The 18913-nt window shown below is 70.7% G+C and carries 19 protein-coding genes; 4 read left to right on the top strand and 15 right to left on the bottom strand.

The genetic code is table 11. The features are described from left to right. The first annotated feature begins 7 nt into the window (after nt 1-7). Nucleotides 8-1084: a glycoside hydrolase family 88 protein gene (locus AB0M30_RS35640; RefSeq protein WP_364593246.1), complete on the top strand. Its 1077-nt coding sequence runs from the start codon at nt 8-10 to the stop codon at nt 1082-1084. A 27-nt stretch (nt 1085-1111) separates the two neighbouring features. Here the strand turns inward: AB0M30_RS35640 and AB0M30_RS35635 are convergent, their stop codons facing one another. From AB0M30_RS35635 to AB0M30_RS35610, 6 genes are all read right to left on the bottom strand, one after another. Further along, nucleotides 1112-2419: a DNA polymerase IV gene (locus tag AB0M30_RS35635; RefSeq protein ID WP_364593243.1), complete on the bottom strand. Its 1308-nt coding sequence runs from the start codon at nt 2417-2419 to the stop codon at nt 1112-1114. Nucleotide 2420: 1 nt separating this feature from the next. Continuing rightward, complete coding sequence (locus AB0M30_RS35630; RefSeq protein WP_364593241.1) at nt 2421-2732, bottom strand: transcriptional regulator; 312 nt, start codon at nt 2730-2732, stop codon at nt 2421-2423. Next, the gene (locus AB0M30_RS35625; protein WP_364593238.1) at nt 2729-3352 is read right to left on the bottom strand and encodes a hypothetical protein; all 624 of its coding nucleotides are present in this window, start codon (nt 3350-3352) and stop codon (nt 2729-2731) included. Before AB0M30_RS35625 ends, AB0M30_RS35630 begins: the two co-directional genes overlap by 4 nt. 54 nt (nt 3353-3406) lie before the next feature. After that, on the bottom strand, nt 3407-4138 hold the full coding sequence (locus AB0M30_RS35620) for an ABC transporter permease (protein ID WP_364593235.1): 732 nt from the start codon (nt 4136-4138) through the stop codon (nt 3407-3409). Beyond that, the gene (locus tag AB0M30_RS35615) at nt 4135-5034 is read right to left on the bottom strand and encodes an ABC transporter ATP-binding protein (RefSeq protein ID WP_103335620.1); all 900 of its coding nucleotides are present in this window, start codon (nt 5032-5034) and stop codon (nt 4135-4137) included. Before AB0M30_RS35615 ends, AB0M30_RS35620 begins: the two co-directional genes overlap by 4 nt. A 165-nt stretch (nt 5035-5199) precedes the next feature. Next, complete coding sequence (locus AB0M30_RS35610; RefSeq protein WP_364593232.1) at nt 5200-6771, bottom strand: alpha/beta hydrolase; 1572 nt, start codon at nt 6769-6771, stop codon at nt 5200-5202. A gap of 263 nt (nt 6772-7034) precedes the next feature. Between AB0M30_RS35610 and AB0M30_RS35605 the strand changes: the two genes are divergently transcribed. Next, entirely contained in the window at nt 7035-8207 is a 1173-nt protein-coding gene (locus AB0M30_RS35605) for a macrolide family glycosyltransferase (protein WP_364593229.1), read from the top strand. 17 nt (nt 8208-8224) lie between these two features. Here AB0M30_RS35605 and AB0M30_RS35600 read toward each other — a convergent pair whose 3' ends face one another. Genes AB0M30_RS35600 through AB0M30_RS35580 form a run of 5 tightly spaced genes read right to left on the bottom strand, consistent with a single transcriptional unit; the run spans nt 8225 to nt 12937 of the window. Continuing rightward, nucleotides 8225-8602 carry a hypothetical protein gene (locus tag AB0M30_RS35600; RefSeq protein ID WP_364593226.1) on the bottom strand — a complete coding sequence of 126 codons (378 nt, stop codon included), beginning with the start codon at nt 8600-8602 and terminating at the stop codon, nt 8225-8227. Nucleotides 8603-8646: 44 nt separating this feature from the next. Continuing rightward, nucleotides 8647-10365: an aminotransferase class V-fold PLP-dependent enzyme gene (locus tag AB0M30_RS35595; RefSeq protein WP_364593223.1), complete on the bottom strand. Its 1719-nt coding sequence runs from the start codon at nt 10363-10365 to the stop codon at nt 8647-8649. Further along, nucleotides 10362-11129 carry an amino acid ABC transporter ATP-binding protein gene (locus tag AB0M30_RS35590; RefSeq protein ID WP_364593220.1) on the bottom strand — a complete coding sequence of 256 codons (768 nt, stop codon included), beginning with the start codon at nt 11127-11129 and terminating at the stop codon, nt 10362-10364. The genes AB0M30_RS35595 and AB0M30_RS35590 overlap by 4 nt, the downstream gene beginning before the upstream one ends. Beyond that, nucleotides 11122-12000, bottom strand: a complete 879-nt coding sequence (locus tag AB0M30_RS35585) for an amino acid ABC transporter permease (RefSeq protein WP_103335610.1) — start codon at nt 11998-12000, stop codon at nt 11122-11124. The genes AB0M30_RS35590 and AB0M30_RS35585 overlap by 8 nt, the downstream gene beginning before the upstream one ends. Next, nucleotides 11987-12937, bottom strand: a complete 951-nt coding sequence (locus tag AB0M30_RS35580) for an ABC transporter substrate-binding protein (protein ID WP_364593216.1) — start codon at nt 12935-12937, stop codon at nt 11987-11989. The genes AB0M30_RS35585 and AB0M30_RS35580 overlap by 14 nt, the downstream gene beginning before the upstream one ends. Before the next feature lie 97 nt (nt 12938-13034). Between AB0M30_RS35580 and AB0M30_RS35575 the strand changes: the two genes are divergently transcribed. Then, nucleotides 13035-14018 carry a Gfo/Idh/MocA family oxidoreductase gene (locus tag AB0M30_RS35575; RefSeq protein ID WP_364593213.1) on the top strand — a complete coding sequence of 328 codons (984 nt, stop codon included), beginning with the start codon at nt 13035-13037 and terminating at the stop codon, nt 14016-14018. A gap of 521 nt (nt 14019-14539) precedes the next feature. On the opposite strand, the gene AB0M30_RS35570 is transcribed toward AB0M30_RS35575, so the two are convergent. Beyond that, a complete protein-coding gene (locus tag AB0M30_RS35570; protein WP_364593210.1) occupies nt 14540-15745 on the bottom strand; it encodes a glycosyl hydrolase family 8 in 1206 nt (401 codons plus the stop codon). Nucleotides 15746-15901: 156 nt separating this feature from the next. Between AB0M30_RS35570 and AB0M30_RS35565 the strand changes: the two genes are divergently transcribed. After that, nucleotides 15902-16303, top strand: a complete 402-nt coding sequence (locus AB0M30_RS35565) for a PPOX class F420-dependent oxidoreductase (protein ID WP_364593207.1) — start codon at nt 15902-15904, stop codon at nt 16301-16303. On the opposite strand, the gene AB0M30_RS35560 is transcribed toward AB0M30_RS35565, so the two are convergent. The 3 genes from AB0M30_RS35560 to AB0M30_RS35550 form a co-directional block, all read right to left on the bottom strand. Next, complete coding sequence (locus tag AB0M30_RS35560) at nt 16300-16842, bottom strand: TetR/AcrR family transcriptional regulator (protein WP_364593204.1); 543 nt, start codon at nt 16840-16842, stop codon at nt 16300-16302. The genes AB0M30_RS35565 and AB0M30_RS35560 overlap by 4 nt on opposite strands. Then, the gene (locus AB0M30_RS35555) at nt 16842-18386 is read right to left on the bottom strand and encodes a long-chain fatty acid--CoA ligase (protein ID WP_364593201.1); all 1545 of its coding nucleotides are present in this window, start codon (nt 18384-18386) and stop codon (nt 16842-16844) included. Before AB0M30_RS35555 ends, AB0M30_RS35560 begins: the two co-directional genes overlap by 1 nt. A gap of 124 nt (nt 18387-18510) precedes the next feature. Further along, the gene (locus AB0M30_RS35550; RefSeq protein WP_364593199.1) at nt 18511-18873 is read right to left on the bottom strand and encodes a helix-turn-helix domain-containing protein; all 363 of its coding nucleotides are present in this window, start codon (nt 18871-18873) and stop codon (nt 18511-18513) included. Nucleotides 18874-18913 lie beyond the last annotated feature (40 nt).

Genomic DNA, 18913 nt, shown 5'->3' with positions numbered 1-18913 from the left:
CGCTTTCATGCGTTTCCCGGGAATTCGCGGCTTCGGCGTGCTCGCGGCCACGGCGGTGGCGGGCAGTCTCTTCACCGCCCCGGTGGCGACCGCCGCGACCTGCGCCGTTTCGGACGAAATGGTGGCCGCGGGCAACTACTGGGTCGCCAACGGGACGAACCTCGACGCGCCGGACTGGCAGAACGCGACGTTCCACGTCGGCAACCTGGCCCTGGTCCGGACCACCGGCCAGTCCAACCACAAGACCTACCCCTGGGCGCAGGCCAACAAGTACCTGCTGCCGGAGGACCCGAAGCGGCCGTTCTTCCCGGACAACCAGGCCGCCGGCGAGGCGTACCTCGACCTCTACACCTATTTCCACCCGGAGATCCCGCTCGACTCGATCCGCACCCGGATCAAGGCCGAGGTGGCTTCGGTGCAGGCCGGCCACCGCGATTACTGGAACTACGTCGACGCGCTGAACATGGCGATGCCGTCGTTCGCCCGGATGAGCCTGATCGACCACGATCCGTCCTATCTGGACGCCATGGACCAGCTCTTCCGGTCGTCGGAACGCAAGCTGTTCAACGAGTTCACCGGCCTGTGGTACCGCGACGCGCGGTTCAAGGGATCGGGCGTGTTCTGGTCGCGCGGCAACGGCTGGGCCCTGGCGGCGTTGACGAAGGTGCTCCAGGTGCTGCCGACCGACGACCCGCGGCGGCCGGAGTACCTGCGCGTGTACAAGAAGATGGCGGCCACGCTGGCTTTGGTCCAGCGCCGTGACGGCTTCTGGAGCTCCGACCTGCTCAACCCGTGGGACCACGGCGGCCCGGAGTCCAGCGGCACGGCGTTCTTCGCGTTCGGCCTCGGCTGGGGCATCACCGCGGGCGTCCTCGACGCGGCCCGCTTCCGCCCGGTGGTCGACAAGGCGTGGGCGGCGCTGTCGACGAAGGCCCTGCAGTCCGACGGCAAGGTGGGATACGTCCAGCCGGTCGGCGACCGCCCGGCGACGGCGAAGGCGACGGACACCGCCGCGTACGGCGTCGGCGCGTTCCTGCTGGCGGGCCAGCAGGTGGCGAAGCTGCAGGGCTGCTCGGCACCCTAGGGCCAAATGCCCCCATGATGTGGCACTTCAGCGTAGGCAGTCGCCGGGGTCGCCGCGGGTCAGGGCCGGGTCCGACTGGGGGAACGTTCGCGCGATGCCGGGTCCCGACGACCGGTGCTCGAAGCGGACCGTCACCCGGCCGTGGCCCGCGCCCTGGACCCAGCCCGTGCCGAACTCCTCGTGGACCACGTCGTCGCCCTGGCGCCACTCCGACGGCGGGGCGGCGGCCGGCGCCGGGGCGGTGGACACCACCGTCGACGGCGCCGAGGGCGCGGCCAGGGTGAACAACGCGTCCTGGTGGGGCACCGACAGTCCGCTGTAGGCGACGCCCGCCAGCCGGATGCCGCCGAACTCCGCCGGGTCGATCAGGAGCCGCTCCGCCGTCGCCGCCAGCTCGGCCAGGTCGTCCGTGGGCGCGGAGATCGTCTCCGAACGGGTGACCGTGTGCATGTCCGTGTGCCGCAGCTTGATCACCACCGTCCGGGCCACCCGGCCGGCCTTGAGCAGCCGCTGGTGCGCGCCCACCGCGATCCGGCGGACCTCCGCCCGCAACGCCGGCAAGTCCTTGATGTCGGTGTCGAACGTCGTCTCGGCGCTGACCTGCTTGGTCTCGGCGCGGCCGGCCACCGGGCGGTCGTCGGCGCCGGTCGCGAGCCGCCGCAGGTCGCGGCCGACCACGCCGCCGAGCGTGGCCACGGCGTCCTGTTCGGACAGTGCCGCCAGCTGCCCGAGCGTCTGGACGCCGATGAACCGCAGCTTGCCCTCGGCGACCGGGCCGATGCCCCACAGCGCGCGCACCGGCAGCGGGGCGAGGAACTCCCGTTCGGTGCCCTGCGGCACCACCAGCAGCCCGTCCGGTTTGGCCTCGTCGGAGGCGATCTTCGCGATCTGCTTGCCGTTGCCCGCGCCGATCGACGCCACCAGGCCGGTTTCCGCCCGGATCCGGGCCCGCAGCCGCGCGCAGAACTCCGTCACCGCGTCGAAGGACGCGCCGAGCAGCGACGGCGGTTCGGCGAAGGCTTCGTCGAGGGAGATCTTCTCCAGCACCGGCGCCACCTCGGTGACGACGGCGAAGACCTCCTGGCTGAGCCGCTCGTAGACGCGGAACCGCGGCGGCACGATCACGCCGTTCGCGGGCAGCAGCCGCCGCGCCTGGGCCATCGGCATCGCCGACTTGATGCCGAACGCCCGCGATTCGTAGCTGGCGCCGGCGACGACGCCGCGCGGGCCGAGGCCGCCGACGAGCACCGGGCGCCCGGCCAGCGTCGGACGGGTGAGCTGCTCGGCCGACGCGTAGAAGGCGTCCAGGTCGAGGTGGATCACCCAGCGGCCCACGTCAGTCCCCGCCGGTGGCGTCCAGCAGCTGGTGCAGCGCCTTGGTGTAGCTCTCGAACGCCGCCCGGCCGGCCGCGGTCAGCCGGACCAGGGTGACCGGCGTGCGGTGCTCGTAGGCCTTGGTGATCTCGACGTACTCGGCGTCCTCGAGCTTGCGCAGGTGCGTCGAAAGGTTGCCCGCCGTCATGTCCAGGAGCTGCTGCAGCCGCGGGAAGGTGATCTGGTCGCCCGAGCGCAGGCCGGCGAGGGCGACGGTGACCCGCAGCCGCGCCTGGGCGTGGATGACCGGGTCGAGCTGCGGCAGTTCGTTCATCGGCCGGACTTCTCGCGGACGAAGTAGATGGTCGCGCCGAGCAGAAACCCGCCGCCACCACAGACGGTCAGCACCAGGAAGTTGTGCGGATAGCCCACGAGCACGCTCAGCGCGGCCGACACGATCATCCACGCGCCGAGGCCGTACATGAGCTTGTCCTGCCACACCATGCCGCCGGCCAGGTACATGACGCCGGTGAGCAGCAGCCAGGTGCCCGACCACAGCAGGGACACCTGGTCCGAAGAGAGCGCCTGGAACTGGGTGATCCGGATGTCGATGACCATCAGCCCGATCGAGGAGAGCGACCACCCGTAGCCGTACATCGCGCCGACCGTGCGGGTCGGCCCGCGGATCCCCCGGCCGGCGCGGATGTTGACGTAGGCCGTGTAAGCCATCGCGCCGAGGAACAGCAGCGGAACGACGATGGCGCCGGCGACCCAGCCGGGGATCGCGACGCCCGGCTGCACCGTCACGTAGGTGAAGCCCCACCCGACGATCCAGGCGAAGGCCCAGGCGGCGAGCATCCGCGCCGGGCCCCCGCCCAGTTCCCGGCGCGTCCGCCGGTTCTGCTGGGCGATCAGGTTCAGCGACTCTTCGGCCGACATCGGCTCGTCTTCCACCTGGTTCGCCCTCTCCCGTGCAACTCCCTCAACTGCACGGAAGCTAACACGCATTCACAGCCGGGCCGTGTCCAGCCGGAACCGGCGCACCACGATCAGGGCGGGGACGACCAGCCAGCCCAGCAGCACCAGCCCGGCGAACCCCATTCCCCCGGCGTGGGCCAGCGGTTCCAGGCCGACGCGCCCCAACCAGTACGTCGGGAAGAAGTGCGCCAGGGCCGCCATCCAGTCCGGGAGGACGTAGAGCGGGATCCACAGGCCGCCGAGCATGCCCAGCGGCATCATCAGCGCGCCGGTCACCGCGCCGACCGTGTCGCCCTTGCCGAACAGGCCGATGGCCAGGCCCAGCACGGCGAACGGGAGCACACCCAGCCACAGCGACCCCAGCACCAGGAACCACTGCGCGGCGGTCATCTCGACGCCCATCACCAGCCCGGCGAGGAAGAGCACCACGAGGACCGGCAGCGCCACGGCCATCGCCGAGAGCACCTTCACGACCAGGTAGCCGGGGCCTCGCATCGGCGTGAGCCGAAGCTGCCGCTGCCAGCCGTCGGTGCGTTCCTGCGCCACGCGCGTCCCGGTGAACAGGGCGCCGCCGCTCGCGCCGTACGCGGCCAGGTTGATCATGGTCTGGACGTTCGAGGCCAGCCCGTTCGGCGCCACGAGCTTGCCGAAGATCGACCCGAACAGCAGGAACATGGCCAGTGGCATGCCGATGGTGAAGATGGTGAACTGCGGGCTCCGGACGATCCGCTTGATCTCCAGGCTCAGGTATGTCGTGTTCACGCGGCGACCTCCTCGGCGGTCAGCGCCAGGAAGGCCTCTTCGAGGCCGAGCGCGGTGATTTCGATGTCGGACGCGGCCGGGTGCGCCGCGAGCAGGGCGCGGATCGCCGCGTCCGAGTCGGCGCAGGCCAGCTCGGCGCGGCCGCCGCGCAGCTGGACGCCGGTGACGCCCGGCAGGTGCGCCAGTTCGGCTTCGGTGGCGCCCGGGACGGCGGCCTTGAGCACCCGGCCGGACACCGCGGCCCGGACCTCGGCGACCGGGCCGTCGGCGACGACGACGCCGTGGCGCATCAGCACGACCCGGTCGGCGTAGTCCTCGGCCTCGGCCAGGTAGTGGGTCGCGAACAGCACGGTCCGGCCGCCGGCGGCGAACTCGCGGATGGCCGCCCAGAACGCGCGCCTGCCGTCGACGTCCATCGCCGCGGTCGGCTCGTCGAGCACGAGCAGCTGCGGGTCGCCGGCCAGCGCGAGCGCGAACCGGACGCGCTGCCGTTCGCCGCCGGACAGCTTGCCGCAGCGGCGTTTGACGAGCTTTTCGAGGCCCGCCCGGGCGATCACCTCTTCGGCGGGCAGCGGCTTCTCGTGCGTCGAAACGATCAGGCCGACGATCTCGCCAACCGTGGCGTCCGGCAGCAGCGCGCCGTTCTGCATCATCGCGCCGACGAGCCCCCGGTCGACGGCTTCGCGCGGGCTGCCACCGGCGACGGTGACCTCCCCCGCGTCCGGCTTGGTCAGGCCGAGCAGCATGTCGACGGTGGTCGACTTGCCCGCGCCGTTCGGCCCGAGCAGCGCGACGACCTCGCCGCGCGCGACCTCGACGGTCACCCCGCCGACCGCCGTGACCTGCCCGAACCGCTTGGTGAGGCCGTGCAGTGCGAACGCCGGTCCCCCAGTCATGGCGTCCTCCTTTCCTCGACTTTGAATCGCAAAGTTGCCGTGCACTTTGTAACACAAAGTCCACGCGGACTCAAAGCCCCCGGCGTCGGAAAGCGCGCGGAGCCCATAACGAAACGGGGTGCCGGGCAGTGTGCCCGGCACCCCGTTTCTCAGGGTTTACGCAGGTCAGCCGGCAAACCGTCCGGCCACCACGCCCTGCGTCGCCGCGACGTCGGACTTGGCGGCCGTCGGGGCCGGCGGCGTCGGCTGCGGCAGCGGCGCGCACTCGACGTCGGCCGTGCGACCCGGCTTGCGAGCCGGGAGCGCGCCCGTCGCCAGGTAGTCCGCGATCTTGTTGTCGACGCAGGCGTTGCCGCGCGGGGTGATCGCGTGGCTGGTGCCGCCCGGCTCCGAGATCAGCGAAGCACCCGGGAACCGGCTGCGGACCTCGAGGCTGCCCTCGAACGGCGTCGCCGCGTCGAGCGTCTCGTCGATCATCAGGACGCTCTGGACGCCCCGGCCGTCGACCTTGGCCGGCTTCCCGGCCTTCGCCGGCCAGTACAGGCAGGGCGCGTTGAACCACGCGTTCTGCCAGGTGAAGTACGGCGCCTTGGCGAAGGTCCGCCAGTTGTCGCGCTGCCACTGGTTCCAGCTCTGCGGCCACTGGACGTCGGTGCACTGCACGGCGAGGTACACCGCGTAGCCGTTGTCGTCGCCACGGCCGCCGAAGGCCTCGAAGAGCGTCTTCCAGTTCTGCCAGTCACCCTTGTTGACGAACCGGGACAGCGCGTCGCCCAGCAGCGTCCAGCGCAGCTGGTAGTAGCCGGCCTGCTGGATGACGTCGATGATCTCGTCCGGCCCGATCACGCCGCCGGCCGGGTTGAAGGACGTCTTGAGCAGCTGCTCGTTGACGACCCGCTGCACGGCGGCCTGGGTCTTGCCGAGGTGGTAGACGTCGTCGTGCTGGGCGACCCAGCCGAACCAGATGAGGATGTTCTTGTCGAAGGCGACGTCCTGGTTGAGGTTGGCGCCGTACCAGACTTCGCGCGGGTCGACCGTCGAGTCGAGCACCATCCGGCGGACGTTCCGCGGGTACAGCGAGCCGTACACCTGGCCGAGGTAGGTGCCGTAGGAGTAGCCGTAGAAGTTCAGCTGCTTCTGGCCGAGCGCCTGGCGGATGGAGTCCATGTCCTTGACCGTGTCGGTCGTCTTCATGTTCTCCAGCAGCGCGCGCGAGTTGTTCTTCGCGCAGGCTTCGGCGTACCCCTTGGACCGGTCGAGCCAGGTCCGCTCCAGCTGCGGGGTGAACGGCACGTACTGCGGCCGGTTGTAGTCCATGTAGTTCGGGTCGCAGCTCAGCGCGGGCTTGCTGGCGCCGACGCCGCGCGGGTCGAAGCCGATCCAGTCGTAGGCGTCACCGGCGTGGTTGGGCACGCGCGGGCCGCGGGTGGCCAGCAGCAGGCCGGAACCGCCGGGGCCACCGGGGTTCGTCAGCATGACGCCCTGGTACTGCGCGTCGGGAACCTTGTGCTTGACGCGGCTGACGGCGAGCTGGACCTGCTCCCCGGCCGGCCTGCGGTAGTCGAGCGGCACGCCGAGGTACCCGCATTCGGCACCGGCGGCGACCAGCGTGGGATCGGTGCACGGTCCCCAGGCGATCGCCGCCGGGGCGGCAGGCGCGGCGGTCGCGGCTGGGGCGGCCACGAGCGCGGACGCCACCGCGGCGGCGGCCACCGCGGCGATTGCGGCACGTCTCACTGTTTTCTCCCTTTCCCCTGCGTCTTCGGGCGGGAGAACCCTAGTCCCGGCCGGGGTCCGCCGGGGCGGCATGACCGCGAATGCCCTACGAAAGGTGGAAATCGGGTGGCGCGGCCGATCCGGGATCCCGTACGGTCGGTTTCATGATCGCCTTCACCCGGATCCGCCTCGTCTGAGACGGCGTGACCGCCGGACTCCCCGCCCACCGGGAGGGTCCCTTCACCTGCGCGCCGTCTGTTCTTTCTTCGTTTTGAAGGAGCACCATGCTGCGCAAACACATCGTCATGGTCGGCTGCACCGCGCCGAGCCACATCTACCCGTCGCTGGGCGTGATCGGCGAGCTGGTCCGCCGCGGGCACCGGGTGTCCTACGTCGTCGGCGCGCCGCTGGCTTCACTGGTCGCGCCGACGGGCGCCGAGGTCGTCGAGCACCCGACGACCTTCCCGCTCGGTGAGGCGGCGGTGTGGCCGGACGACCCGGCCGACGCGATGCGCGTCTTCCTCGACGAAGCCATCGCCGTCCACCCGCTGCTGACGGCCCGGTTCGACACCGACCGGCCGGACCTGGTGCTGTACGACATCGGCGGGCTGGGCGCACCGTTGCTGGGCGCGCGCTACGGCGTGCCCGCGGTCCAGCTGTCGCCGACGCTGGTGGCGTGGGAAGGCTACGACGAGGACATGGCTTCGGTGATGGAGCCGATCAAGACGTCACCGTCCGGTGTGGACTACGCGGCCACGTTGTCGCGATGGCTTTCTTCCCACGGCGTCCAGGCCGATCCCTGGGAGTGGCTCGGGCACCCGGCGCGGGTCCTGTCGCTGATCCCGCGCGCGATGCAGCCGGAAGCCGGCCGGGTGGGTCCGCACGTCCGGTTCGTCGGGCCCTGCCTGGATCCGGCGCGGCTGGCCGACCGGTCGTGGACGCCGCCGGCGTCGGGCCAGCGGGTCCTGCTGGTGTCGTTCGGGACGGCGTTCAACGACCAGCTTCCGGTGTACCAGGCGTGCGTTTCGGCGTTCGCTTCGGATTGGCACGTCGTGATCTCGCTGGGGAAGCACGTCTCGCCGGCGGCACTCGGGCCGTTGCCCGACTCGGTGGAGGTGCACGAGAGCGTCCCGCAACTGGCGGTGCTGGAAGCGGCGTCGGCGTTCATCACGCACGCCGGGATGGGCGGGGCAACGGAAGCGCTGTGGTTCGGCGTCCCGACGGTGGCGATTCCGCAGGCGGCGGACCAGTTCGGCAACGCCGCCCAGCTGGAGGCCCTCGGAGTGGGGCGGCATCTGCCGGCCGATTCGGTGACGGCTTCTTCGCTTCGGGAAGCGGTCGAGGAGGTGTCTTCGTCGGCTTCGGTGGCTTCGCGGCTGGCGGAGCTGAAGGCGGAGATCCGTGGCCATGGCGGGGTTTCCTTCGCCGCGAGTGCCGTGGAGTCCTATTTGGAGTGATCAGCAACACATAGCGGCTAGCCGTGCCGCTGGACGAAGGCGTCGATCAGCTGCTGGCGCTCCGCCGTCGTCGCTCGCTCCAGTTCGACCGTGTCGCCGTCGATCGTCACCTTGATCTTGTGGCGGCCCGCCTGGCGGCCCAGCCACTCGCGCAGCGTCTCGACGAGCCCGGGGAACACGCCGCCGGCGGCGCTGAACGCCACCATCAGCGAGCCGATCGTCACCGGGTCGGCGCCCTTCGCGCCCGGGGGGAGCTCGCCCGGGACCGCCAGCAGGTCGACGTCCAGTTCGCCCAGCTCGGCACGCAGCCGGCGGGCCAGGCGGTCGAACTCCTCGGCGTCCGCCTCGCCGTCCGCTTCGAGCCGGACCAGGGCCCGCGTGTCCGATTCGGTCATGCGGGCCATGGTCCGCCCGGAAAGCGCAGGTGGCAAGGGGCCGATCAGGCGCGGATCTCGTTGAGGTAGTTGTAGATCGTGTACCGGGTGACGTCGAGGCGACCGGCCAGGTGGTCGACCGCGTCCTTGATGAGGAAATAACCGGCTTCGTCGAGCTCCCGCACCACGGCCGCCTTGTGCCGCTTCTTCATGAGGTCCACCGGGATCCCCGCCTTGGTCACCGCCCGGTCCACCAGGAACCGTTGCAGGCTGTCGACGTCCGGTGGGAAAGTCTCCGGCTCTCCGTTGCCCCCGGGGGACGCGGCCTCCTCGACGCTGTTGACGCACAGACAGCCGACCGCGACCCCGTCGGCGTCGCGCAGGAACAGCGTCGAGGAGCGGATCGGCCGGCCGTCCGGGCCGTGCGTGCGGTAGTTCGTCAGGTCCTGGGTGGTGCCGCGGCGGACCAGGCCGAGCAGCAGGTCGGTCATCGGGCCGCCAATGTTGCGGCCGGTGAGGTCGCCGGCGATGGCGATGATCGAATCCGGCAGCCGGCTCAGGTCGTGCAGCAGGACCTCGTTGCCCGGCCCGAGCATCGCCGCGAGTCCCGGGATGGCCGGCACCAGGGCGGTGAGCACCTCGTGCGTCGTCGCGCCCGCGGCCGGGACGACCAGCGGCTGCCGGGGGGCGGTCAACGTCTCCAACGCCGAGCGCAGCAGGTCCGCGGCGGCCGCCGGGGTGGACGCGTGCGGCGAAAGCCGGACGTGCTCGGGACGCACGGTCGCCGCGATCCCGGCGTTGGCCAGCGCCGCCCCGACCTGCTCGGCGGGGTGGCCGGGCAGGGTGAACGCGAGGATGCCCGCGCGCCGGTCCACGGCCGACACGACCTCGGCGCCGCAGGAGGCGAGCACCTCTTCGACCTCCCCCAGCCGCTCGGCGATCCGCGCCGCGATGGGGCCGACGCCGGCCTCTTCGACCAGCTCGAGGGCCTCGGCGAACGCGCCGGAGGTGATCGGGCTGAGGTTGGAGATCGACCACGACTGGGCGGTGCCGTCCGGCGGGTGGATCTCGTCGTCGAACAGGCCCGGGTCGCGCGCTCCGGTCCAGCCCGACAGCACCGGGTCCATCCGCTCCAGCGCGCGGTCGGACAACACCGCGAAGCCGGTCCCCCAGCCCGCGCGCAGCCACTTCTGGCCGCCGACGACCAGGACGTCGGCGACCTCCCACGGCGCCTCGATCACGCCGAAGCCCTGGATGCCGTCGACGACCAGGAGGCGGTCGCCGACGACGTCGCGCAGGCCCGCGAGGTCGGCGCGGAAACCGGTGCGGAAGTCGACCGCGCTGACGCTGACCGTGGTGATCTCCGGCGTCAACGCTTCGGCGACGCGCTCGGGAGTCACGTAACCGCCGGTCAGGCGCCGCACACGAAGCCGGCCGGCCTGTTTGGCACGCGCCCACGGATAGGTGTTGGCCGGGAACTCCGCGGCCGGCACGAGCACCTCGCCGGTGCTGTGGAACGCGGCCTGGAACAGCCCGAGGCTGGTGTTCGGCAGCAGGACCGTGTGGTCGGTGTCCGAGCCGGACAGCCGCGCGGCGGCGGCCTTGGCCCGGACCTCCTGCCGCATCAGCTCGTCCACTGTGGACGGCCCGGCCGTGGTGGCCTGGTCGAGCAGGGCGGCCGTCGTGTCGAGCACCGCGTGCGACGGCGGCCCGAAGCGGGCGAAGTCGAGGTAGCCGGCGGGCTCGTCGAACTGGAGCAGGTACCGGGGCGAAATCCGCGTCACGCGAGGATCCTCGCCAGGAACTGCCGGGTGCGGTCGTGCTTCGGCGCGCTCAGCACCTCCGAGGGCGGCCCGGTCTCGACGACGGCGCCGTCGGCCAGGAACACCACCTCGTCGGCGGCCTCCGCGGCGAAGCTCATCTCGTGCGTCACGACGACCATCGTCATCCCCTCCCCCGCCAACGTACTCATCACCTCGAGGACCTCGCCGACCAGCTCCGGGTCCAGCGCCGACGTCGGCTCGTCGAACAGCATCAGCTTCGGTTTCATCGCCAGTGACCGGGCGATCGCGACGCGTTGCTGCTGCCCGCCGGACAGCTGCGCCGGGTACGCGTCCGCGCGGTGGGCGAGGCCGACGCGGTCGAGCAGCGCCAGCCCCTGCTTGCGGGCTTCGTCCGGTTTCACGCCCAGCACCCGGATCGGGCCCTCGACGACGTTCTCCAGTGCCGTCCGGTGCGCGAAGAGGTTGAACCGCTGGAACACCATGCCGATGTCCCGGCGCTGCCGGGCGACGTCGCGTTCACGCAGTTCGTACAGCTTGCCGCCGCGCTGCCGGAAGCCGATCGGCTCGCCGTCGACCCAGATCTGGCCGGCGTCGATCGTCTCGAGGTGGTTGATGCAGCGCAGGAACGTGCTCTTCCCGGCGCCGGACGGGCCGAGCAGGCAGACGACCTGTCCCTTGTGGACTTCGAGGTCGATGCCGCCGAGGACTTCGGTGTGGCCGTGGGACTTGCGGACCCCGACGGCGCGCAGCAGTGGCTCAGACACGGGCACTCCTCACCAGCGGCACGCCGCGCAACGCCTTGCCGGCCCGGGCGAGCGGCCCGCGATCGGCCTGCCCGAAGGCGCGTTCCAGGTAGTGCTGGCCGACGCCGGCGACGGTCACCACGACCATGTACCAGACGGCCGCGGCCAGCAGCGTCTCCATCACCAGCAGGTTGTTGGACGAGATGTTGTTGGCCGCGTGGATCAGCTCGGTCACGCCGATCACCGACGCCATCGACGTGCCCTTGAGCATGTTGATGAAGTCGTTGCCGGTGGGCGGGATGATCACGCGCATCGCCTGCGGCAGCACGACCCGGCGCAGCGTCGCCGCCGGCGTCATGCCGATCGACTTGGCCGCCTCGGTCTGTCCGCTGTCGACGCTGTTCAGGCCCGCCCGGACGATCTCGGCCATGTACGCGCTCTCGTTCAGCGCCAAGCCGAGGAACGCGGCGGTGAACGCGCTGATCAGCACGTTCGTCTGCTCGTGGACGAGGAACGGGATGTCGATGACCGGGAAGACCAGCGCCAGGTTGTACCAAAGGAGGATCTGCAGCAGCACGGGCAGGCCGCGGAAGATCCAGATGTACCCGGCGGCGAACCACCGGGCGACCGGGTTGGCGCTGCGGCGCAGCAGGGCGATGACGATGCCGAGCACGATCGCGACGGCCTGGGAGAGCACGGCCAGCACGACGGTGTTGAGCAGGCCGGTCGCCATCACCTTGTAGAAGACGAAGTCCGGGACCTGGTTCCACGCGATCTGCGCGTTGCCCAGCGCGATGCCCAGCAGCACGAGCAGCGCGAGGATGATCGCGGCGGCGACCCACCGGCCCCAGTGGCGGAGCCGGACGATCGGGAGCGGTTCAGGAGCCGCCATTGACCGCGGCCTCCTTGATCGCGCCCTGCTCGACGCCCCAGGCCTGCAGGATCTTGCCGTAGGTGCCGTCGGTGATCAGGGCCTGCAGCGCCTTCTGCACGGCGTCCCGCAGCGGCGTGTTCTGCTTGTTGACGCCGATGCCGTACGGCCCGCCTTCGATGGGCTCACCGGGGACGACCTCGAAGAACTTGCCGTCGCCCGCGGTGCGGGAGATGTAGACCGCGCTCGGGAGGTCGTTGAGGATCGCGGCGACGCGGCCGGTGCGCAGCTGGTTCTGGTTCTGGTTGTCGCTGTCGGTCGCGGTGACGGTGACCGCGGGCTTGCCGGCCTGCGTGCACTTCGTGCTCTGCGCTTCGGCGAACTTCTGGTGGCTGGTGCCCTGCACGACGGCGACGTTCTTGCCGCAGAGGGTGTCCGGGCCGGTGATGCCGTCCGGGTTGCCCTTGCGGATCATGATCGTGATGCCCGAGGTGAAGTAGTCGACGAAGTCGATCTGCGCCTGGCGGGCCTTGGTGTCGTTCATGCCGGCCATGGTGAGGTCGATGCGGCCGGACTGGAGGCTGGTGATCAGCGAGCCGAACGCCATGTCCTGGTGGGTGACGGCGACGCCGAGCTTGGCGGCGATCGCCTTGGCGAGGTCGACCTCGTAGCCGATCGGGGTCTTGCCGTCGGCGGCGTAGAAGTTGTTGGGCGCGGACTGCAGGTTCGAGGCCAGGTGCAGGCCGGCCTGCTTGACGGTGTCCGGCAAACCCGCGTTGAGCTGGGCGTCCTTCTGCACGCCCTGGACGATCGCGGCGGTGTCCGGGATGCCGGACGCGGGCGCCCCGGCGGCCTGCGACGTCCCGCCCGCACCGTCCGGACCGCCACCACAAGCCGCCACCAACACGGCGACACTCGCGAGCAACACTCCCGCCTGCACGGCACGAGAACGGGACATAGCGGACCTCCACTGTTCGGCTGGCCGGAACGCTACAACTAGTTGTTGAAGAGGTCAACCACCTGTTGAAATCCGGTTCGGTGCTAACTTCGCGCCCATGAGCCTGCGGATCGGCATCCTGGGGGCGGCTCGCATCGCCCCGGCGGCCCTGATCAAGCCCGCGTCTTCGGTTTCACCGGTGTCGGTCACCGCGGTGGCGGCCCGGTCACGCGACCGCGCGCAAGCGTTTGCGACCAGGCACGGCATCCCCCGGGTCTTCGCCGGGTACGACGAGTTGCTGGCGGATCCGGACATCGACGCCGTCTACAACCCGCTGCCGAACGGCCTCCACGGACGCTGGACACTCGCCGCCTTGGCGGCCGGGAAGCACGTCCTGTGCGAGAAGCCGTTCACGGCCAACGCGGCGGAAGCCCGGGAGGTCGCCCAGGCGGCAGCCGCTTCGGACCGCGTGGTGATGGAGGCGTTCCACTACCGCTACCACCCGCTGGCGCTGCGGGTGGAGGAGATCGTGGCGTCGGGCGAGCTGGGCTCTCTTCAGCGCGTCGAGACGGCGTTGTGCTTCCCGCTGCCGAAGTTCTCGGACATCCGCTACGACTACGGCTTGGCGGGCGGGGCCACGATGGACGCGGGCTGCTACGCGGTCCACATGGCGCGCGTCTTCGGTGGCGAGACGCCGTCGGTGGTTTCGGCCTCGGCGAAGCTGCGGTCACCTCGGGTGGACCGGGCGATGACGGCGGAGCTGGCGTACCCGTCCGGGCACACCGGGCGGGTGGAGTGTTCGATCTGGTCGTCCTCGGTGCTGAAGATCAGCGCGAAGGTCGTGGGTTCGCGGGGGTCGCTGTCGGTGCTCAACCCGTTGATGCCGCAGGCTTACCACCGCCTGACGGTCCGCACCGGCGGGTCGCGCCGCACGGAGAAGTTCCCGCGGAAATCGACGTACGCGTACCAGCTGGAGGCATTCGCGGCGGCAGCCCTGGAAGGCGCACCGGTGAAGACCTCGGCGGCCGACGCGGTCGAGACGATGACCGTGATCGACGAGATCTACCGGGCCGCCGGGCTGCCGGTCCGCGAACCGAGCTGAGCGCGCACACGTCGGCGAGGGCGAAGCCGAGCAGGTTCAGGCCCCGCCACGCCCGCGGCTTCTCCGCGCGGGTCGTCGGCCGCACTGAGCAGCCCCCGATTTCCACGGTAACGCAAGGGACCGACAGTTCTGAGCCACTCCGCGCGGCTCAAGCGCCACTCGGTGCCGGTCGAATCCGGCGAATCCGCATACCGGGCACCTGCTACCTGCCCGAAGCCGCCCTCGCTCTTGGGGCGACCTCCGCACCAACCTGAAAGTTGTGGACAAACGGTGCCGCTCTGCTCAGCAGCAAACAAGACTGTCGGTGCCGTGGGTTAGCGTGGAATCGGGGGCTGCTCCGACCGGACCGGCCCCACTCAGCGCCGCGACGATCAGCCGCGCAGGGCCTCTCGAACCGCTGCCGCGCATCGAGTGCGCGCGTCAGCTCCTCGACACTGCGCGGGCGACTGGTCATGACACCAAGCTCACCCGCCGGAGACTCGGCCCGCACCCGACTTCCGGGTGCGGGCCGATCCCCACACTCAGGCGGCCACGTAGTTGCCGCTCAGGATCAGCAGGACCTGGATCGTGATGCCCGTCCCGTAGTAGTCCGTCGAGTCCGGGGACCACGACGAGACCGCCGTCCACAGCTTGTCCAGCCAGGCCTGGCTGCCCGGGTCCGTCATCGCGGCCACCGCGAACGGCGCCGTGAAGCACGGGTGCTGGCCGCTTTCCGTCTTCGAACCCGACAGCGAATAGCCGCTCTGGATCTTCGCCGGGTCACCACCCGTGGCCGACTTGATCCACGTGTTCATCTTGCGGACCTGCGCCACCGCCGCGCTCCCGGACGCCGTGATCGCGTCCGCGCCGAGGCGCCACGGGTCGCGGCAGGCGTTCCAGCTGTACTTGCCGTCGTACGGGCCCTCGAGGAAGTTCGACGGCGCCGGCTTCGGCGTCGAGTTCGTGTTCACCACGAAGTCCGGCAGCAGCCCGGTGTTCGGCGCGTACGACGACTGCAGCTGGCTCACCGCCGTCTCCGACCGGGCGCGGACCGAAGTCCAGAAGCTGTCGCCGGTCGCCGTCGCGAACGCGCGCAGGTGGCCCGGCATCCAGTCCGACGAGCGCGAGCTGTTCTTGTACTCCGCGTCGTTGCCCCAGTCGCCGAGCAGGGTGAACTTCGTGGTGCCGTTGACCTCGCTCTTCTTGATCGCGTTGATGATCCGGATGGCTTCGGCCTGGTAGTTCACCGAGCCGCCGCTGCCCCACTTCTTGTCCGCGATCAGCAGGCCGTAGGCGATTTCGAGGTCGCCGTCGGTGGCGGAGTCGCCGCCGTTGACGCTCTTGCAGTTCGAATCCTGCTCGGCCGCGTGCAGGTCCTTGTTGTTGACCGACGGGTGCGCCTTCACGAACTTCAGGATCCCGTCGACGATCGAGCGCGCCTGCGGGTCCTTGTCCGCCATCATCGCCGAGATCGTCATGCCGTACCCCTCGCCTTCGGCGACGAAGGAGTGGTCGGCGTCCTTGGACAGCACGGCGTAGGTGCCGGTGCCGCACTTGGTCGTCAGGAAGTTCTTCTTCCAGAAGTCGTAGTACTTCTGGAGCGCGGCATCCTGCGTGGCCTGCGAGACGGACGGCCGCAGCGTTCCCGGCACGTACGGCGTGCCGGCCGCGGACGCGACCGCCGGCACGCTCACCAGCCCCGCGGTGAGCGCGGCCGAAACCACCGCCGCCCGGATGACTCTCTTCATGGCTCCTCCGTAAAGGCATCGTTGGCTGCGGCGAAGGTGATCGAAGCCTGACAGAAGCTTCAAGACCAGGTCAAGAGGGTTAGGAAACTTTCCTTACTATCACCGTGAGTGGGTCCCTCGGCGCTCCGCCCACCCGGACGGACTAGCGTGGACGTCATGAAGATCGACCTCGACGGCCGCGGGCCGGACTTCCGCGCGTTCTGGACCGAGCGCCACCTGGCCACGCTGACCACGGTCCGCCCGGACGGCACCCCGCACGTCGTCGCGGTCGGCGTGACCGTCGACTTCGAGGCCGGCCTCGCCCGCGTGATCACCTTCACCCCGTCGGTCAAGGCCCGGCTGGTGCGCGCCGCGGGCCCGGACGGCATCCCGGTCGCGGTCTGCCAGCTCGACGGCCCCCGCTGGTCCACTTTGGAGGGACGAGCGGTGCTGCGCGACGACCCGGAATCGGTGCGGGACGCGGAAAACCGGTACGCCGCCCGCTACCGGCAGCCCAAGCCGAACCCGCAGCGGGTGGTCATCGAGATCACCGTGACCCGGGTGCTCGGCAACGCCTAACCCGCGCGGGAGTGCACCAGCCGCGTGTACTCCGCGAGCAGCTCCGTCAGCTCACCGTGCTCGCCCGCCGACGCCAGCTGCTGGTGCCCCACCAGCAGCGCCATCCCGAGCGACGTCAGCGTGCGAGCCAGTGCCCGGTCGCCGACGATGCCTTCGACCGCCTTGCCGACCGTGCGCAGCCGGGCGTCGTCGACGCGCTTCTGCGCCGCGCGCACGGTTTCGTCGTTCTTCGCCCACGCGCGGATCGCGGCCTCGGCCTCGTGGGGCAGCCCGAGGGTGAGGTCCATCAGCGCGGCGAAGTCGGCCGCCGGGCCGCCCGTGCCGAAGCCGCCCTCGCGCAGGATGCGGACCTGGCGGTTCTCCCAGTGCTCCAGCAGCTGCGCCACAAACCCCGGCCAGCCACCGAAGTGGTGGTAGAACGACCCGCTCGTGACGCCGAGGCCGCGGCACAGCACGCCGACGTTCAGCTCGGCGAACCCGTGCTCCGCCAGTACCTCCAGCGCGGCCTCGAAGTACCCGCGGCGTGTGACCGGCGGCATCAGACGTTCCGGTCCCGGTCCCGCCAGTAGGGCTCGCGCAGCGAACGCTTGAGGATCTTGCCGGTGGCGTTGCGCGGCAACGCCTCCACGACGTCGACGCTGCGTGGGCACTTGAAGTGGGCCAGCCGCTCGCGGCAGAACTCCACGATCTTCTCGGCGTCGAGCTGGTCGCCGGCGACGACGGCCTTGACCTGCTCGCCCCACTTCTCGTCCGGCACGCCGATCACGGCCACCTCGGCGACGCCGGGGAATTCCGCCACGACGCGCTCGACTTCGGGCGAGTAGACGTTCTCGCCGCCGGTGATGATCATGTCCTTGACGCGGTCCTCGAGGAACAGGAACCCGCCGTCGTCGAGACGCCCGACGTCGCCGGTGCGGACCCAGCCGTCCACAATGGTCTCCGCGGTGGCCTCGGGCTTGCCGAGGTAGCCCGCCATCCGCTGCTCGGTGCGCACCCACACCTCGCCGACCTCGGCGTCTTCCGCCGTGACCGGGTCGACGATCCGGATGTCCACTCCGGACAGTGCGGTGCCCGCCGAGGCCAGCCGTTCCGGACGCGCCTCGTCCCGGTGCGCCTCGGGGGTCAGCGCGGTGACCGCGCCGGACAGCTCGGTCATGCCGTAGACCTGGGCGAACTTGACGTCCGGCCAGGCGGCGAGCACCGTGCGCAGCAGCGGGAGCGGCATCGGCGAAGCGCCGTAGCAGAGGTACTTCAGCCGGGAGAACGCCTGGAGCGCGGCCTCGCCGGCCTGCGCGATCCCGGCCACGACGGCGGGCACCAGGAAGGCGTGCGTGATCCCGGCCCCCAGCGCCGCGAACAGCGACGCCGCGTCCGGCTCGCGCGTCAGGTAGGACGGTTCGCCGTAGAGGAATCCCGAAACCGCGTAACAGCTGCCGCCGACGTGGAACAGCGGCATCGCGACCAGGTTGACGTCGCCCGGGCCGATCGGGAACGCGGTCCCGGCGGCGAGGCCGTGCGCGAGGACGCTGCGGTGGGTCAGCACCGCGCCCTTCGGGAAGCCGGTGGTGCCACTGGTGTACAAGACCAGCACGCCGTCGTCGGTGTCGACACCGCTCCCGCTGTGCGGCGCGGCGGAGGTCAGGAAAGACTCGTATTCGTCGGCGTCGCCGCCGACGACGATCACGCGTTCCAACGCGGGCAGCCGCTCGCGGATCGCCGCGAGTGCGGGCACGAGTTCGGCGCCGACGAAGACCACCTTCGCACCCGCGTCTTTGAGCACGTAGGCCAGTTCGTCGCCGGAAAGCCGCCAGTTCACCACGGCGTTGGCCGCGCCGAGCCCGGCCGCGGCGAAGGTCGTCTCCAGGCAGGCGGGGTGGTTCTTGTCGACGAACGCCACCCGGTCGCCGTGCGCGATCCCGGCCGCGGCGAGAGCCCCGGACAGCCGCCGGACCCGCTCGTCGAACTCCGCCCAGGTCCACGACCGGTCCCCGAAGATCAGCGCGGTGTCCGCTGGACGTTCCCGCGCCCAGTGCGCCAAGAGCTCGCCGAACAACCGGACCCGCGGGCGGACGTCTTCGGGCATGGGAGTCCCCTTCGGGCCGGCACTGGACCATAGACCGGTCTATGGTGCGCCCCGGCCCGGCGGGGCGTCAACACCGGACAACCGGTCCCGAACCGGCCCGCCGGTCGGTGTTTTCGTGACGCCGTCAGGCGTCGAAGCTGCGCCGGGCGGATTCGATGTCCTCGATGAACCGCTGGGTCCAGCCGCACATGCTGTCGACCGTCGCACGCAGGCCCTGGCCGGGCTCGGTGAGCGTGTATTCGACACGCGGCGGGACGGTCGGGTACACCTCGCGCTCGATCAGCCCGTTGCGCTCCAGCATGCGCAGGTTCTGCGTCAGCATCTTGTGGCTGATGCCCGCGACCTCGTTGCGCAGTTCGCTGAACCGCAGCGTGCGCTCGCCGAGGGTCTCGATGATCAGGAACGCCCACTTGTTGGCGACGTCCGAGAAGATCTCGCGCGCCAGGGAATCCGCGCGGGAAAGGTCCGTGTCCTGCTTGGTCACCATCTGGTTCCCCCGTCACCGAAAAGTGCCTTCTTCCGCACGC

This window comes from Amycolatopsis sp. NPDC051716 (assembly GCF_040681595.1).
GTDB lineage: Bacteria > Actinomycetota > Actinomycetes > Mycobacteriales > Pseudonocardiaceae > Amycolatopsis.
The sequence above is the reverse complement of the archived record's forward strand: the minus strand, read 5'-3'. Positions and strand labels throughout refer to the sequence as shown.